The organism is Aeromonas sp. 600276 (assembly GCF_049175815.1).
Lineage (GTDB): Bacteria > Pseudomonadota > Gammaproteobacteria > Enterobacterales > Aeromonadaceae > Aeromonas > Aeromonas dhakensis.
This window is the reverse complement of the sequence record NZ_JAAKVU010000001.1, coordinates 118,253-133,738: the sequence shown is the minus strand read 5'-3', so window position 1 is coordinate 133,738 and position 15,486 is coordinate 118,253. Positions and strand designations below refer to the sequence as shown.

Genomic DNA, 15,486 nt, shown 5'->3' with positions numbered 1-15,486 from the left:
GGCGCGCACCGCGACGGTGAGCCGCTGGCTGCCCTTCTCCTGCGTGGACGGCCCCGGCAACCGGCTGGTGCTGTTTCTGCAGGGCTGCAACTTCGCCTGCCCCGGTTGTCACAACCCGCACACCATCGGCCTCTGCGATCACTGCGGTGACTGCGTGCCCGGTTGTCCGAGCGGGGCGCTGACCCTGCACGAGGGGCGGGTGAGCTGGCAGGCGGCACGCTGCACCGACTGCGATGCCTGTCTCGATGTGTGCCCCCGCAGCGCCAGCCCCAAGACCGCCACCATGACGGTGGCCGAGGTGCTGGCCCTGCTGCGCCGCTACGGCCCGCTGCTGACCGGCATTACCGTCTCCGGCGGTGAGGCCACCACCCAGCTGCCATTCGTGATCGCGCTGTTCACGGCCATCAAGGAGGCGCCGGATCTGGCCCATCTTGGCTGCCTGCTCGACAGCAACGGTTCGCTCGCCGAGGCTGGCTGGCAGCGGCTGCTGCCGGTGCTGGACGGCGCCATGATCGACCTCAAGGGGTGGCGCGACTCTGTGCATCACACGCTGACCGGCTATGGCCGCGAGCGGGTGCTGGCCTCGCTGCAACTGCTGGCGCGGGCGGGCAAGCTGGCGGAGGTGCGCCTGCTGCAGGTGCCGGGGCAGAGCGATTATCTCGCCGCCGACGGCAGTCTGGATGGCGGGCTCGCCGCCTTCTTGCGCGCTCTCGGGCCCGTGCCCATCCGCCTCAACGGCTTTCGCCATCACGGCGTGCGCGGGGCGGCGCAGGGCTGGCCAGAGGCGACGCGAGAGGAGCTGGAGCAACTGGCCGCGGCGCTGGCGGCGGCGGGGCTTGGCCCCGTCACTCTGCCGCCGCTGCTCTGAATAGCTGGATGCTAATCAGCTGATCGCAAAGGGATTTAATACGACAAGGCAAGATTGGGCGGCGAACCGAGCGGTTCGGCGTGGCTTTTATGTTGCCTGAGTCTTGAGATGACGTAACTGTGATTGCTGTCTATTTGAGCTCTGCGAGGGGGCGGCTAGAATGGGTCAATCGCCCACCATCAACAGACGAACATGAGTGAATCCAACGCCTTATATCGAGTGCAGTTCATTTGTCACAACGAGCGTTACGAAGTCTATGTCAGGGAAGTGAGCCAGGGTCAGCTGTTCGGCTTTATCGAGATCGCCAACTTCGTGTGGGACAACCACACGGCGCTTATCGTCGACCCCAGCCACGAGAAGTTGAAGAGTGAGTTTGCCGACGTCAATCGCACCATGATCCCCATGCACCACGTGCTGCGGGTCGATCAGGTGCGCAAGCAGGGGGCTGCCCGCATCACCGAGCTGGGCAACAACGTCTCTCCTTTCCCCGGCCCCATCTACACCAAGAAACCCTGAGCACAGTCGTGCCTGGCACAGCCTGTGCCGGGCACGGCCCTCATCATGCCAACTCGCGGGCCAGCTGCAGGATCCGCTGGCGAAACCAGCGTCGCGCCGGCTCCTCTCCGGCCGGGCCGTACCATACCAGGCTGTGGGTGACGGCGCCGTAATCAAACGGTACCGGCCGGCTCACCAGATCGTGCGGGGCCGCCTGCTCGGCCCAGCCGTTGACGGCGGTGAGGATCAGATCGCTCTGGCGCAGCAGGGTCGCCGCACTGCCAAAATCGGGCAGGATGGCGGCGATCTGCCGGCGCACCTGCAACTGGGCCAGGCTCTGCTCGAAGAAGGGGTTGGCCAGCTCCTGATCACGAATGGCGATATGGCGCCAGCTCAGGTAGGCATCGAGATCCCAGGGCCGCGCCAGCGCCGGGTGATCCGCGCGCAGCAGGCAGACCAGCTTGTCCTCTCGCAGCGTCTCCCACACCAGCCCTTGCTGGCGGGGCAGGGGCTGGCTCTGGTCGTGGGGCAGGATCACGAAGTCCAGCTTGCCCGCCGCCAGCGCCGCCAGCCCCTGCTCATCCTTGTTGCGAATGTCGGGCACCAGGCCAGGCACCTCGCGCATCAGCTGTGCCAGGATGGGCCCCATGGGCCAGACCATGCCGCTCTCGCGCAGGGCGAATTTCAGCTGCCCCTGCCAGCTGGCAGGATCGAACCCGCCCTGGCCGGTGAGGCCGTTGAGCTCGCTCAGCAGCCGGTGCAGGGTGGGGCCGAGCCGCTCGGCGAACGGGGTCAGCAACAGCTGGTTGCCCTGGCGGTAGAGCAGCTGATCGCCGAGCAGATCCCGCAACTGATTGAGGGTCTTGCTGACGGTGGAGGGGGTGGTGCAGAGCCGCTCGGCGGTGCGGGTGACGCTCTGGCTGTCGAGCAGCAGGTGCAGGGTAACCAGGTGGCGGCCGCCGAGGCGGGAGAGGGCAATGAGATCCATAACGGTTCCACGAGCAAACGGGACAAACAAAAAGCCCCGCCTGAGCGGGGCTTGCGGGGATCAGCCCTTGAGCACGGCGGCCATGGCGTCGGCCACATAGTCGACGTTGCGGCTGTTGAGGCCCGCCACGCACATGCGACCGGAGCGCACCAGATAGACGGCGAACTCTTCGCGCAGGCGGTCCACCTGCTCCGGGGTGAAGCCGGTGTAGCTGAACATGCCGCGCTGGTTGATGAAGTAGCCAAAATCGCGGCCCGGCACCTTGGCGCTCAGCACCTCGAACAGCTTCTGGCGCATCGCCTTGATGCGAGTGCGCATCTCGGTCACCTCGTCGACCCACATGGCGTGCAGTTCGGGCTGGCTCATCACGGCCGCGGTGATCTGGCCGCCGTGGGTGGGGGGGCTGGAGTAGTTGCGGCGCACGGTGGCCTTCATCTGGCCCAGTACCCGACCCGCCTCTTCGGCATCCTGGCAGATGACCGACAAGCCGCCACAGCGCTCGCCGTAGAAGGAGAGGTTCTTGGAGAAGGAGTTGCTGACGAAGAAGCTGACGCCGGCGGCCACCATGGCGCGAATGGCGTAGGCATCCTCTTCCAGCCCGTCGCCAAAGCCCTGGTAGGCGATGTCCATAAAGGGGATCAGGTTCTTCTCGGCCACCAGCGCGATCACCTGGTCCCACTGGGCGCGGGAGAGATCCACCCCGGTCGGGTTGTGGCAGCAGGGGTGCAGCAGCACGATGCTTTTCGCCGGCAGGGCGCTCAGGCAGTCGATCATGGCGTCGAACTGCACGCCGCCGGTGGCTGCATCGTAGTAGGGGTAGTCGTGCACCTTAATGCCGGCGCCCTCGAACATCGCCTTGTGGTTGTCCCAGGTGGGATTGCTGACCCACACCTCTGAGGTCGGGAAGTAGCGCTTGAGCAGATCGGCGCCGATCTTCAGGGCGCCCGAGCCGCCGATGGTCTGGATGGTGGCGATGCGACCCGTCTTGACCGCTTCGTGGTCGGCACCGAACAGCAGGTGCTGCACCGCGGTGCGGTAGTTGGCGGCGCCTTCCATCGGCTGGTAGGGGCGCGGGGCCGGGGCGGCGGCGCGCTGGGCTTCGGCCTGCTGGACCGAGGCCAGCAGCGGAATGCGGCCCTGCTCGTCGTAATAGAGGCCGATCCCCAGGTTCACCTTCTGCTCGCGGGTGTCTTTGTGGAAGGTCTCGACCAGGGTCAGGATGGGGTCGCCAGCATAGGCATCGACGTGTTCAAACATGGGGGGTCCTTGCGAAATGGAATCCAGGGTATGGCGATCAATGATCGGCGGTCATCATGGCGTAAAGCCGGCGAGGGCTCAAGTCTGAAAGGGGCGGGGAGCGTGGGGCCGATGCCGCCCAGCCGTAAACGGGATGAGGCGGGTCGCTCGCGGCCCCCTCCACCGGCCTTACTTCAGATAGGATCGCAACACCCGCACCACCTGATCCAGATCCTCCAGCCGCTCGGCCGGGGTCGCCTCTTCGGCGCCGAGATGCTCGCGCATGTGGCCCTCCAGTACCTCCAGCATCAGGCCGTTGACGGCGCCGCGAATGGCGGCGATCTGCTGCAAGATGGCGGCGCAGTCACTCTCCTGCTCCAGCGCGCTCTCCAGTGCCCCTGCCTGCCCCTTGATGCGGCGCACCCGCGCCAGCAGCTTCTTCTTGCCGTGAATGGTGTGTGACATGCAGGATCCTCTCGATCAATAAAACTATACTGGGGTATAGTATATTGCATCCTCGTCCTCAGGAGAAATCCATGTCATCCCTCGCCTCATCCCACTGCCACCAACCCGTCGTCCACGAAGGGAATCCGCTGGCGGAACAGAAGACCCGCTGGGCCGTGCTGCTGACCGTCGTCATGATGGTGGCGGAGATCGGCGGCGGCTGGTTCTACAACTCCATGGCGCTGCTGGCCGACGGCTGGCACATGAGCTCCCACGCGCTGGCGCTCGGCCTCTCGGTGCTGGCCTACCGCGCCGCCCGCTACTTCGCCCGCGACCACAGATTCAGCTTCGGCACCTGGAAGATCGAGGTGCTGGGGGGCTTCACCAGCGCCCTCTTGCTGGTGGGGGTGGCCGGTATGATGCTGTTCGAGTCGGTGTTCCGGCTGCTGGATCCCAGCCCAATCCACTACCAGCAGGCCATCGCCATCGCCATCGTCGGCCTGCTGGTGAACCTGGCCTGTGCCTGGCTGCTCAAGGATGATCACGGTCATCATCACCATGGGCATGGCCACGACCACCATCATGATCATCACGACCAGGATCACTCACACGATCATCACGGCCATCAGGATCTCAACCTGCGCGCCGCCTACATCCACGTGCTGGCGGATGCGGCCACTTCGGTGCTGGCGATTCTGGCGCTGGTGGGGGGCATGCTGTGGGGGGCCGACTGGCTCGATCCCCTGATGGGCATAGTGGGCGCCGTGCTGGTGGCGGTGTGGGCTTGGGGCCTGCTGCGCGACTCCGGCCGGGTGCTGCTGGATGCCGAGATGGATGCGCCGCTGGTGGCAGAGATCCGCGAGGTGATAGCCGAGCTGCCACAGACCGAGATCCGCGATCTGCACGTCTGGCGGGTGGGGCAGCAGCAGTATGCCTGCGTGCTTTCCCTGCTGATGGCGGTGCCGCTCTCCGCCAGCGAGATCCGCGAGCGGCTCGCCATCCACGAGGAGCTGGTGCACGTCACCATAGAGGTGGGCACCCCCTGATCCTGGCCGGTTGGCCGCAACAGCAGGAAGGGGCCAAGGCCCCTTCCTGTTTTCTGGCTCAGTGCGGCGGGCCCTGCACATCGTCCGGTTTGTGCTGCCAGATGGCGCCGAGCAGCAGCTTGAGCAGCAGCCCGGGCGGATTGTCCAGCAGCCGGCCCGACTCCAGCTGCAGCTGGCCGTCGGGATGAAAGCCGAGGCTGGCGTGGACGGTGCCATCCTCGCCGCACACCTGGATGAGACCGCTCAGGCTGCCGCGCTCCCCCGGCTGGCAGCGCAGCCGCAGCTCCCGTGGCTCCCCCAGCAGGGTGAAGGCGCGGGCGAGGGGCGGGGTATCCTCGTAATCCGGCCAGTTGAAGAAGTGGTACTGCTCGGCCAGGGTGCCCGCCTGCTGGCAGAACTGGTCGAACAGCTGGGCAATCCCCTGATACTCCTGATCCAGCCGCCTGGCCTGCTCTTCAATCCGTTTCATCTCCGGTTGCTCCTTTGCTCGCTCTTGTTCACTTATCCATTTGATCGGAAATCTTTTTTTCCGAAATTGGACGCGCCTTCCGCTGGTATGGGCCGAAACGGACGACGGGTCTGTGAGCCCGATCCGATTTTCGTTATGAAAACGTTATCTTGTTGAAAGAGGTTAACTTTTTTGCCTTCCTGCTCACATTTGAAACGATTTCAGCTGATTAATATGGCCCCGCTCGGCAATGACCGGGTACTCGAATATCGAGACTAACTACAGCGGGAATTATAAAAAAATGGATATGAAAAAGACCAAGGTGGCGCTGGTAACAGCCTCACTGCTCGCGCTTTTGTCCGGCTGCAATGACAACAGCACTTCCCCCACCCCGGAACCCTCGGACGGCCCAGTCGCCCGTCTGCCCAATGTACAACCCCCGGCCGAACAGCTGGTGGCCGGGCCCGATCAGGCGGTGATCGCCCTGGTGGATACCCAGACCAGCGCCGCCCGCGGGGTCACTGGCCCCTTCGCCAACTACAGCCTGCACCTGTGGAACAACGACGCCTGCAACGCCACCGCCGAGAGCGGCCTCAACGCGGGCTGGGACGACAAGGCCAACACCCCGGCCGCGGTCGACGGCTTCGGTCCGAGCTGGGTGGTGCCCCTCAGCAAGGTGGAAGGGTGCATCAACTTTATCGCCCGCAACGGCGATCTGGCCAACCTGACCGGCAGCGACATGAAGGTGGTCTTCAGCGATCATCCGGACCGCACCGTGGCCATCGTCGCCGGCAAGAACGAGATCTTCGGCAGCCGGGCCGAGGCTTTCACCGCCGCCTTCGGCGTGGCGGGGGCCAGTGCCCACCTGATCGACGGCAACACCCTGATCTGGCAAGGGGGCAAGGACAAGCCCCATGTCCGTCTCTACTACACCGACTCCGGCACCATCAAGGCCAACGCGGAAGGGGTGTTCGACTTCCCCTACATCACCCTTACCCCGACCAGCCTGACTGCCGAGCAGCAGGCCAAGTATCCGCATCTCAAGGATGCCGCCGCCTTCGCCCTGCCGGCCGGGAAAGATCTCAAGCCGCTGCTCAAGGGTGAGCTGGTGGCCATCGGTACCGACGCCGACGGCATTCTGCAGGGGGCGACCCTGGTACAGAGCGCCGGCGCCCTCGATGCCCTCTACAGCGAGGCGGCCACCAAGCTGAGCTATGGCGCCGTGGTGGAGGGGGGCAATGTCACCTTCCGGCTGTGGGCGCCGACCGCAAGATCGGTCAAGCTGGCGCTGTTCGACGAGCAGCACAAGTCGCTCGGCGAGCGCACCATGACCCTGGACGAGGCCAGCGGCAGCTGGAGCGTGCAGGGCGGCAGCGAGCTGGTGGGCAAGTTCTACCGCTACGACATCCAGGTCTATCACCCGGTCAGCCGCAAGCTGGAATCCTATCAGGTGACCGACCCCTACTCCCTGAGCCTGGCGATGAACTCCGAGTTCAGCCAGGTAGTGGATCTCAACGATCCGGCCCTCAAGCCGGAAGGGTGGGACAGCCTGAAGGCGCCCCACAGCCAGCAGAACCCCGCCGACATCACCATCTATGAGGCCCATGTCCGCGATCTGACCGGTAACGACGATTCCACACCGGCCGAGCACCGCGGCAAGTTCCTCGGCCTGACCGATACCGACACGGCGCCGGTCAAGCACCTGCAGGCGCTGGCCAAGAGCGGCGTCAGCCACCTGCACTTGCTGCCGGTGTTCGACATCGCCACCGTCAACGAAGATCCGGCCAAGGTCGCCAACATCGGCGACGACTTCGGCAAGCTGTGCCAGGTCAACCCCGAGGTGCAGAACTCCAAGTTCGCCGGCTACTGCAGCAGCGGCCAGACCATCGAGGCCGTGCTCGGCGATCTGCAAGGAAGTGACAGCAAGGAGAACCCGCAGGTGCAGGAGCTCTACGGCTATCTGCGCGGCGTCGACTCCTTCAACTGGGGTTATGACCCCTACCACTACACCACCCCGGAAGGCTCCTACGCCACCAACGCCGAAGGCAGCCAGCGCATCCTGGAGTTCCGCGAAATGGTCAAGGCCATCAAGCAGAACATCGGCATGAACGTGGTGATGGACGTGGTCTACAACCACACCAACGAGGCGGGCCTGGGGCCCAAGTCGGTGCTCGACAAGATAGTGCCCTGGTACTATCAGCGCCTCAATCCGGAGACCGGCTCGGTGGAGAACTCCACCTGCTGCTCCAACACGGCGCCGGAACACGCCATGTTCGCCAAGCTGATGGATGACTCCCTGGTCACCTGGGCCCGCGACTACAAGATCGATGCCTTCCGCTTCGACCTGATGGGCCACCACCCGAAAGATCAGATGGTGCAGGCGCTGGCCGCGGTGAAGCAGGTCAACCCCGAGATGTACTTCTACGGCGAGGGCTGGAACTTCGGCGAGGTGCAGGATGACAAGCGCTTCGTGCAGGCGACCCAGAAACACCTGGCCGGCACCGGCATCGGCTCCTTCTCCGACCGGCTGCGGGATGCGGTGCGCGGTGGCAGTCCGTTCGACGGCGGTGACACCATTCGCAAGACCCAGGGCTTTGGCAACGGCGCCCTGGTGGATGCCAACGAGATGGATGGCGTCGATCGCGCCACCGCCCTGCATCAGAGCGACCTGGTGCGCCTCGGCATGGCCGGCAACCTGAAGGACTTCATTCTGACCGACAAGGACGGGATGCCGAAGAAGGGTTCCGATATCGACTACAACGGTCAACCGGCGGGCTATGCCCAGGATCCGACCGAAATCCAGAACTACGTCGACAAGCACGACAACCAGACCCTGTTCGACAACCTGATCTACAAGGCGCCGCAAGGGGCTGATCTGGTGCGGATGCAGGGGGTATCGCTCGCCACCGCCATGCTGGGGCAGGGCATTCCCTTCACCCACGCCGGTGTCGAGCTGCTGCGTTCCAAATCCATGGAGCGGGACAGCTACGACTCCGGTGACTGGTACAACCGGGTCGACTACACCCTGGCCGACAACAACTTCGACAAGGGGCTGCCGCGCAAGGACAAGGATGGCGACAACTATCCGCTGATCGAGAAAGTACTCGGCAAGCACGTCAAGCCGAGCGGTGCCGACATGGCGACTATGGTGGGCTTCTATCAGGAGCTGGCCGAGCTGCGTCAATCCTCCCGTCTACTGCGTCTGGGCAGTGGCGCCGAGGTGATCAAGCGGGTCGATTTTCGCAATACCGGCCCGGATCAGGTGCCCGGCCTCATCGTGATGACGGTGGATGACGGTGTCAATGCGGGGGCGGATCTGGATCCGGCCATCGACGGTCTGGTGGTGATGATCAACGCCACCAATGCTCCCCAGAGCATCGGCGACTTCCGTGACGGCAACGATCAGCCCATCGACCTGACCAGCCTGCAGCTGAGCCCGGCCCACCACGGCGGCGAGAGCATCGCCCGCGATGCCGCCGTCAATGGTGGTACCCTGACCCTGGGAGCCTGGTCGGCGGCGGTGTTCGTCAAGCCGCAGAGCGGTGCCCAGGGTAGCGGCCTGCCGGTCGGCAAGAAGACGGATCTGAGCACGGTACCGCCGTTCGGTGACACCGCCGTCTATCTGAAGGGGTTCCTCGATGAGTGGGGCAACACCAACCAGATGACCTTCAGCAGCAACTTCATGTACGAGTTCACCACCGAGGTGAGCAGCGACAAGCTGGGCACCACCAACGTCAAGATCGCGGACGCCAGCTGGGGTCCCCTCAACTACGGCAGCTGCAACGCCGGTGACAAGCTGGTGGTCGGCACTCCGCTGACCCTCTGCAAGGGTGGCGATACCGGCAACATCGGGCTCGATCTGGCCAAGGCGGGCAGCTACAAGTTCGTGTTTACCGCCATGAACAAGGACAAGCCCACCCTGAGCGTCAGCTTTACCGAGCCGGTGCAGAGCTGCAAGGTGCTGGACACGGTGGCGGGCAATCCGCTCGGCTACAACCTGTTCGTCAAAGGCGAGCTCTCCGGCTGGGCCGCTCAGCCCCAGTACCAGTTGAGCTACAAGGGGATGGATGGCGATCTGGCCATCTATCAGGCGGCCTTCAACTACACCGGCAGCACCGAGTTCAAGGTGGCCAACGAGGACTGGAGCAAGGAGTACCTGCTCAACGGTGGCGGTGCGCTGAAGGCGGAGACCGGTTACCCGTTCGCCTTCTCCCAGGCGGGTAGCGCCAACAACAGCATCACCTTGCCGCAAGGGCTGTGGAGCGTGCTGGTGAAGGTTGACCCGGCCGGTGCCAAGGCCGGTACCGCGGTGATCCAGGAGTGCAGCGCCAAGTAGTCATTCCCATCGAGCCCGGGGCTGGCTCGGCAGCCCAGGGTTGAATTCCACCTTGCCAAGGGTGGGATAACACCGAGAGAGTAAGCAAAGCGCGACTGCCGACCGGCAGCCGCGCTTTTTCTTTGCTCGTGGGCGAGGCAATAAAAAAGCCGCCCCGTTGGGGCGGCTGTTGGTTGTGCCGTCAACGGCCGGCTTAGCGCTTGCGCAGCAGGCGCAGGGCGTTGGCGGTGACCAGGGCGGTGGCGCCGGTATCGGCCAGCACCGCAATCCACAGGCCGGTGATGCCGAGCAGGCTGGTGACCAGGAAGATGGCCTTGAGCCCCAGCGCCAGCGCTATGTTCTGGTGGATGTTGGCCAGTGCCGCGCGGGAGAGCCGGATCATGGCGGCGACCCCGCCGAGCTGGTTGTGGGTCAGCGCCGCATCGGCGGTCTCCAGCGCCACGTCGGTGCCGCCCCCCATGGCGATGCCGATGCTGGCCCGTTTCATGGCCGGCGCGTCGTTGATGCCGTCGCCGATCATCGCAACCTTTTGCGTGAGGCCGAGCTTGGCGATCTCATCGACCTTGCCCTCCGGCAGCAGGCCGGCGCGCCAGCCCATGCCGAGCTCGCCGGCGATGGCCTCGGCGGCGCGGGGGTTGTCACCGGTCAGCATGATGCTCTGCAGGCCAAGCTCGCTCAGCTCGCGCAGGGCCGGGGCCGCCTCGGGGCGGATCTGGTCGCGCAGAGCCAGCAGGGCCGCCGGGGCGGCGTCAGGCTGACCGAGCACCACCACCGTCTTGCCTTGCTGCTCCAGGGTGGCAACCCGGGCCTGCATCGCCGCATCCAGGGTGGCGACCCGGCTCGGTGCCAACAGCTGCCAGAGGGTACCGTCGATGCGACCCTCCACCCCCATGCCGGGCAGGGCGCGCAACTCCTGGGCCGCAGCGGGGCTGAGGCCCCGTTCGCCGGCCGCCGTCACCACGGCGCGGGCCAGCGGGTGGTGGGAGCCCTGCTCGATGGCCGCCGCCAGTGCCAACAGCTCGGCCTCAGGCTGGCCATTGAGGCTCACCAGTTCGGTCAGCTGCGGCTTGCCCAGAGTCAGGGTGCCGGTCTTGTCAAAGGCCAGGGTATCGATGTGGGCGAGGCGCTCCAGCGCGGCGCCCCCCTTGATGAGGGCCCCCTGCCGGGTGGCTGCCGCCAGCGCCGAGGTGACCGCCGCCGGGGTGGAGATGACCAGGGCGCAGGGGCAACCGATCAGCAGCAGCGCAAGCCCGCGATAGACCCACTCGTCCCAGCTCTGGCCGAAGGCGAGCGGCGGCACCAGTACCACCAGCAGGGCGACCAGCATCATGGCCGGGGTATACCAGCGGCTGAAGCGGTCGATGAAGCGCTCGATGGGCGCGCGCTGGGTCTCGGCCTCCTCGATGAGATGCAGGATGCGGTCGATGGCGTTGTTGCCGGGCTCTGACACCACCTCGAGGCGCAGCACCCGATCCGCCGCCAGACTGCCGGCGGGCACCTTGTCACCCTGACGGCGCTCCACCGGGATGGATTCGCCGGTCAGGGCACTCTCGTCAAAGGCGCCGAGGGCGTCGAGCAGGCGGGCATCGGCGGCCAGGCGGGCACCCGGGGCGATCTCTATGATGTCGCCGGGGCGCAGCTGGTCGGCAGCGACGTCTTCCCGCTCCTCGCCCTCGGTAGTAGTGCGGATGCGCAGCGCCTTGTCGGGCACCAGCGCCATCAGGGCGGTGACCCCGGCGCGGGCGCGGCCGGCGGCGTAGGCCTCCAGGTGTTCGCCCAGCATGAACAGCAGCAGCACCATGGCCGCTTCGGCGGTTTCACCGAGGAACAGGGCCCCCACGGCAGCGACCGTCATCAGGGTCTCGATGGCGAAGGGGGAGCCGCTTTTGGTCAGTGCCCACGCCTTGCGGGAGATGGGCCACAGGCCCCAGAGGGTGGCCAGGGTAAACAGCGGCTGACCGATCTGGCTCGGCAGCAGGGCCGCCACCAACATCAGGCCGGCCAGCGACAGCGGTTGCCAATATTTGCCGAGCAGGGTCTGCAGCGGGCCGCGTTCGCGGCCGGACTCCGGCTTGGCAGCGCGCTCGCCCTTGAGCTGGAAGCCGGCGGCCAGCACGGCGGCGGTGACGGGATCGGGGGAGAGGCCGGGGGCCAGATCCACCACCAGCTTCTCGGTGGCAAACAGCACGCGGGCCTGTTGCACGCCGTTCACCCGGCTGACGGCGGTCTCTATCTTGCGGGCGCAGCTGGGGCAGTCCATCCCCAGCACCTGCCAGCTGTGGCGGCGGCTGTTCTGCTCGGGGGCGTCCAGCGGCGGCTCGTCCGCGGGGGAGGCGTGCTCGTGCGCATGACCCTGCTCATGGTGCTGGCCGTGGTCGTGTTTGGTGTCGGTGCAGCAGCCCCCTCTGGGGGGCTCTTCGTCGCCGGGGACGTCGGCGACCCCGCGCGCCTGATGATCGTGGGGAGCCGGGGTGGCCGCGCAACTGGCCGTTGCCGTGTTGTCACAGCAGTGGCTGGTGTGGCTGTGCTCGGCCTGGGAGGCGGCCGCCTTGCTGACGGCCTTGATGGGGGCGGCGTGTTGATGGCTGCAGCAGGATTTGCTCATGGTGCGTTCCTCTTGAGGGACCCCGCCCCTGCGGGATCCTGGATGACTGAGTCGAGTGTAAACCTTGGTGTTTAGTCCAAGGTCAACCCCCTTTCTCTCCGCTTCTCCAGACGGGTGCTTTGGCGATCCTATATCCCTGTGATTGGCGGGTGTTTGTCCCCGCCCGGCGGGCCTATACTGGAGGCCCTGATCCTCCCTCGATAATCAAGGACATAACATGAGCAATACCGTTACTCTGCAAGGCAACCCGGTTTCCGTCGCCGGTCACTTCCCGGTTGTTGGCGAACAGGCCAAGCCCTTCTCCCTGGTGGCCAAGGATCTCTGTGACGTGACTCTGGCGAGCTTCGCCGGTCAGCGCAAAATCCTGAACATCTTCCCGAGCGTCGATACCCCGACCTGCGCCACCTCAGTGCGCAAGTTCAACGAGCAGGCAAGCAGCCTGAACAACGCCGTGGTGCTGTGCATCTCCGCCGACCTGCCGTTCGCCCAGGCCCGCTTCTGCGGCGCCGAGGGTCTGGACAAGGTGGTGAACCTGTCCACCCTGCGTGGCGTCTCCTTCCTGCAGGACTACGGTGTGGCCTTCTCCTCCGGCCCGCTGGTGGGTCTGGCTGCCCGCGCCATCGTGGTGCTGGATGAGCACGACAAGGTGCTTCACAGCGAGCTGGTGGCCGAAGTGGCCGACGAGCCGAACTACGCCGCCGCCCTGGCCGTGCTGTAATCGCGTCGGATCGACAAAAATCCCGCCGGGGCCATGCCGCGGCGGGATTTTTTTATGGGCGGCTGCCGTCAGGGGGAGGTGGCGAGCGGCTGTGATGGGGGCTTGGGTTGCCACTCCACGTAGGGGCGGTGCAACCTGGCGTAGATCTCGGCCAGCTTGCCGGAGGCGGCGAGCCGGTCAATCGCCTCGCCGAGGAAGCGATCCATCTCGTCGCCGGCGGGTCCTTTGGCGATGATGAAGACATCCTCGAAATCCCCCAGGTGTTCCCGATGGATGTTGGTGAGCTTGAGCCGGCGCAACATCAGGTCGGCCTCCTCCTGGGCCCAGATGAAGGCATCGATGCGACCGCGGGATAGCTTGCGCAGGGACTGCTCTATGCTCATCGACCGCTGCAGCGGAATGGGCAGAAAGCCGGGGGTCGCCTCGATCAGCAGATCCCGCTTGGTGGGCACTATGCCGTAGGCCATGTCGGGGGTGATGATGTGGTCGGTATTGCTGTAGAGCACGTGGGTCACCTTGCCGAAACTGCGGGTGCTGAAGCGATAGGGCAGCAGGTCGGCATCCTGCAGGTTGCGGATGGCGGGCAGGCTGAAGTCGGCGGTGCCGGCGATCACCCCGGCCATGGCCCGGGCGAGGGGATAGATGGTGATCCGGATGCTGATATCCGGATAGAGATCGTCGATGGCGCGCACCAGATCGACGAAAGGACCCGTCTTGTCGGCATTGATCAGGCCCGGCAGCTCGCCGAGGTGGGCGTTGATGATGCGTACCGGCTTGGCGGCGGGGGTGGTCTGGGGAGCGGCGCGGGAGAGCCCCAGGCTGGTCAGCCCCAGCAGGGCGAGCAGCAGCAAGAGAGGCAGGGTGGGGGATCGGGTCATGGTCGGGTCGCTCCGCCTTGAGAGGTTTTCTGAAGTGTAGCCAGATGCACCCTGTCGCGGCGGTACTGCCCGGAACCGGCATCTGGGCGGATTGGGTTTTACTTATGGGCCCCCGCTCACTAGACTTCGCCCTCCCACTTGCTTATCCGTACCGTGCCATGACCTTTGACCAGCTCGCCCTTGCCCCCGCCCTGCTGGCGGCCTTGCCAACCAATCTTCAGCACCCGACCCGGGTACAGCAACTGGCCATTCCCGCCGCGCTGGCGGGACGGGATCTGCTGGCGCTGGCCCGCACCGGCAGCGGCAAGACCCTGGCGTTCGGCTTGCCGCTGCTGCAGCGGCTGGATCCCGCCCTGGCAGAGGTGCAGGGGCTGGTGCTGGTACCGACCCGCGAGCTGGCGGTGCAGGTGAGCGAGGCGTTGCAGGGGCCGGCCGCCGGGCTGGGTCTGCGGCTGGTGACCCTGTGCGGCGGGGTGGAACAGGCGCAGCAACAGGCCGAGCTGGCGCTGGGGCCGCAATTGCTGGTGGCGACCCCGGGGCGGCTGCGGGATCTGCTGGGCCAGCAGCTGCTGACCCTGGCCGGCCTGCGCACTCTGGTGCTGGACGAGGCGGACAGGCTGCTGGAGATGGGGTTCTGGCCCGATATCCAGTGGCTGATGAAGGCGATGCCGGACGCGCGGCAGCAGATGCTCTTCTCCGCCACCCTGCCTGCCGAGCTGGAGGCGCTGGCTACCGGTCTGCTGAAAGAGCCCGCTCGGGTGGAGGCGGATCCTCGCAACAGCGTGGCCGACGACATCGAGGAGCGGCTCTATCTGGTCAACAAGAGCAGCAAGGTGCCGGCGCTCATCAGCCTGCTCAAGGCCCACGAGTGGCCGCAGGTGCTGGTCTTCATCAGTGCTCGCGACGACGCCGACGGGGTGGCCCGCAAGCTGGCCAAGGCGGGCATCGCGGTGGCGGCCCTGCACGGTGAGAAGGAGCAGGCGGTGCGCGAACAGGCGCTTGGCGACTTCAAGGTGGGCAAGGTGCGGGTGCTGGTGGCCACCGATCTGATGGCGCGCGGCATTCACGTGGAGGCGCTGCCGCTGGTGATCAACCTGGACTTGCCCGCCAGCGCCTCCGTCTACGTGCACCGCATCGGCCGCACCGCCCGGGCAGGGCGCAGCGGGCTCGCCATCTCGCTCACCTGCCATGGCGAGGCCGACACCCTGGCGGCGATCCGCACCCTGACCGGGCGCGAGTTGCCGCTGGCGGCGCTCGCCGGCTTCCCGGTGACCGACAAGCCAGCCAGCGGGGAGGGCAAGCGTGCGCCGCGGGACAAGCAGGCAAACCGCCGCACCCAGGCCAAGCGCAGCGTCAAGCAGTTCAAGAGCAAGGCGTAGCGCCCCCCGCCATGGCCGGTGTGACAGGCCGGTTCATCGCAGCAC

12 protein-coding genes are annotated in these 15,486 nt (G+C 66.0%); 6 read left to right on the top strand and 6 right to left on the bottom strand.

What is annotated here, in order from left to right:
- Window positions 1-16 precede the first annotated feature (16 nt).
- Both G5134_RS00655 and G5134_RS00650 read left to right on the top strand, forming a co-directional pair.
- A complete protein-coding gene (locus G5134_RS00655) occupies window positions 17-868 on the top strand; it encodes a YjjW family glycine radical enzyme activase (RefSeq protein ID WP_065018325.1) in 852 nt (283 codons plus the stop codon).
- A 192-nt stretch (window positions 869-1,060) separates the two neighbouring features.
- Window positions 1,061-1,384, top strand: coding sequence for a DUF1820 family protein (locus G5134_RS00650; RefSeq protein WP_005308607.1), 324 nt, complete (start codon window positions 1,061-1,063; stop codon window positions 1,382-1,384).
- Window positions 1,385-1,427: 43 nt separating this feature from the next.
- On the opposite strand, the gene G5134_RS00645 is transcribed toward G5134_RS00650, so the two are convergent.
- The 3 genes from G5134_RS00645 to G5134_RS00635 all read right to left on the bottom strand — a co-directional run bounded on the left by G5134_RS00645 (window position 1,428) and on the right by G5134_RS00635 (window position 4,052).
- Window positions 1,428-2,351 (bottom strand): LysR family transcriptional regulator, encoded by a 924-nt coding sequence (locus G5134_RS00645; RefSeq protein ID WP_010635177.1) that lies wholly within the window; start codon window positions 2,349-2,351, stop codon window positions 1,428-1,430.
- Between the two features lie 60 nt (window positions 2,352-2,411).
- Window positions 2,412-3,608 carry an aromatic amino acid transaminase gene (locus G5134_RS00640; protein WP_065018323.1) on the bottom strand — a complete coding sequence of 399 codons (1,197 nt, stop codon included), beginning with the start codon at window positions 3,606-3,608 and terminating at the stop codon, window positions 2,412-2,414.
- A gap of 168 nt (window positions 3,609-3,776) precedes the next feature.
- Window positions 3,777-4,052: a metal/formaldehyde-sensitive transcriptional repressor gene (locus tag G5134_RS00635; protein ID WP_005308614.1), complete on the bottom strand. Its 276-nt coding sequence runs from the start codon at window positions 4,050-4,052 to the stop codon at window positions 3,777-3,779.
- 71 nt (window positions 4,053-4,123) lie between these two features.
- Here G5134_RS00635 and dmeF point away from each other — a divergent pair, with 71 nt between their 5' ends.
- Window positions 4,124-5,077, top strand: coding sequence for a CDF family Co(II)/Ni(II) efflux transporter DmeF (gene dmeF / locus G5134_RS00630; RefSeq protein WP_065018322.1), 954 nt, complete (start codon window positions 4,124-4,126; stop codon window positions 5,075-5,077).
- A gap of 58 nt (window positions 5,078-5,135) precedes the next feature.
- Here the strand turns inward: dmeF and G5134_RS00625 are convergent, their stop codons facing one another.
- A complete protein-coding gene (locus tag G5134_RS00625) occupies window positions 5,136-5,546 on the bottom strand; it encodes a hypothetical protein (protein ID WP_005308618.1) in 411 nt (136 codons plus the stop codon).
- 280 nt (window positions 5,547-5,826) lie between these two features.
- Between G5134_RS00625 and pulA the strand changes: the two genes are divergently transcribed.
- Complete coding sequence (pulA, locus tag G5134_RS00620) at window positions 5,827-9,861, top strand: pullulanase-type alpha-1,6-glucosidase (protein ID WP_156559935.1); 4,035 nt, start codon at window positions 5,827-5,829, stop codon at window positions 9,859-9,861.
- A 193-nt stretch (window positions 9,862-10,054) separates the two neighbouring features.
- Here the strand turns inward: pulA and G5134_RS00615 are convergent, their stop codons facing one another.
- The gene (locus tag G5134_RS00615) at window positions 10,055-12,466 is read right to left on the bottom strand and encodes a zinc/cadmium/mercury/lead-transporting ATPase (RefSeq protein WP_065018320.1); all 2,412 of its coding nucleotides are present in this window, start codon (window positions 12,464-12,466) and stop codon (window positions 10,055-10,057) included.
- A gap of 217 nt (window positions 12,467-12,683) precedes the next feature.
- On the opposite strand from G5134_RS00615, the gene tpx reads away from it, so the two are divergent.
- The gene (gene tpx / locus G5134_RS00610; RefSeq protein ID WP_065018319.1) at window positions 12,684-13,184 is read left to right on the top strand and encodes a thiol peroxidase; all 501 of its coding nucleotides are present in this window, start codon (window positions 12,684-12,686) and stop codon (window positions 13,182-13,184) included.
- Window positions 13,185-13,252: 68 nt separating this feature from the next.
- Here tpx and G5134_RS00605 read toward each other — a convergent pair whose 3' ends face one another.
- Window positions 13,253-14,062: a transporter substrate-binding domain-containing protein gene (locus G5134_RS00605; RefSeq protein ID WP_043169304.1), complete on the bottom strand. Its 810-nt coding sequence runs from the start codon at window positions 14,060-14,062 to the stop codon at window positions 13,253-13,255.
- Window positions 14,063-14,220: 158 nt separating this feature from the next.
- On the opposite strand from G5134_RS00605, the gene G5134_RS00600 reads away from it, so the two are divergent.
- A complete protein-coding gene (locus G5134_RS00600; RefSeq protein WP_065018318.1) occupies window positions 14,221-15,441 on the top strand; it encodes a DEAD/DEAH box helicase in 1,221 nt (406 codons plus the stop codon).
- The last annotated feature ends 45 nt before the right edge of the window (window positions 15,442-15,486 follow it).

Bases quoted from the DNA above. Each gene is read 5' to 3' on its own strand.
- G5134_RS00650 (WP_005308607.1), top strand. From the start codon at position 1,061: ATGAGTGAATCCAACGCCTTATATCGAGTGCAGTTCATTTGTCACAAC.
- G5134_RS00645 (WP_010635177.1), bottom strand. From the start codon at position 2,351: ATGGATCTCATTGCCCTCTCCCGCCTCGGCGGCCGCCACCTGGTTACC.
- G5134_RS00640 (WP_065018323.1), bottom strand. From the start codon at position 3,608: ATGTTTGAACACGTCGATGCCTATGCTGGCGACCCCATCCTGACCCTG.
- G5134_RS00635 (WP_005308614.1), bottom strand. From the start codon at position 4,052: ATGTCACACACCATTCACGGCAAGAAGAAGCTGCTGGCGCGGGTGCGC.
- dmeF (WP_065018322.1), top strand. From the start codon at position 4,124: ATGTCATCCCTCGCCTCATCCCACTGCCACCAACCCGTCGTCCACGAA.
- G5134_RS00625 (WP_005308618.1), bottom strand. From the start codon at position 5,546: ATGAAACGGATTGAAGAGCAGGCCAGGCGGCTGGATCAGGAGTATCAG.
- pulA (WP_156559935.1), top strand. From the start codon at position 5,827: ATGGATATGAAAAAGACCAAGGTGGCGCTGGTAACAGCCTCACTGCTC.
- G5134_RS00615 (WP_065018320.1), bottom strand. From the start codon at position 12,466: ATGAGCAAATCCTGCTGCAGCCATCAACACGCCGCCCCCATCAAGGCC.
- tpx (WP_065018319.1), top strand. From the start codon at position 12,684: ATGAGCAATACCGTTACTCTGCAAGGCAACCCGGTTTCCGTCGCCGGT.
- G5134_RS00605 (WP_043169304.1), bottom strand. From the start codon at position 14,062: ATGACCCGATCCCCCACCCTGCCTCTCTTGCTGCTGCTCGCCCTGCTG.
- G5134_RS00600 (WP_065018318.1), top strand. From the start codon at position 14,221: ATGACCTTTGACCAGCTCGCCCTTGCCCCCGCCCTGCTGGCGGCCTTG.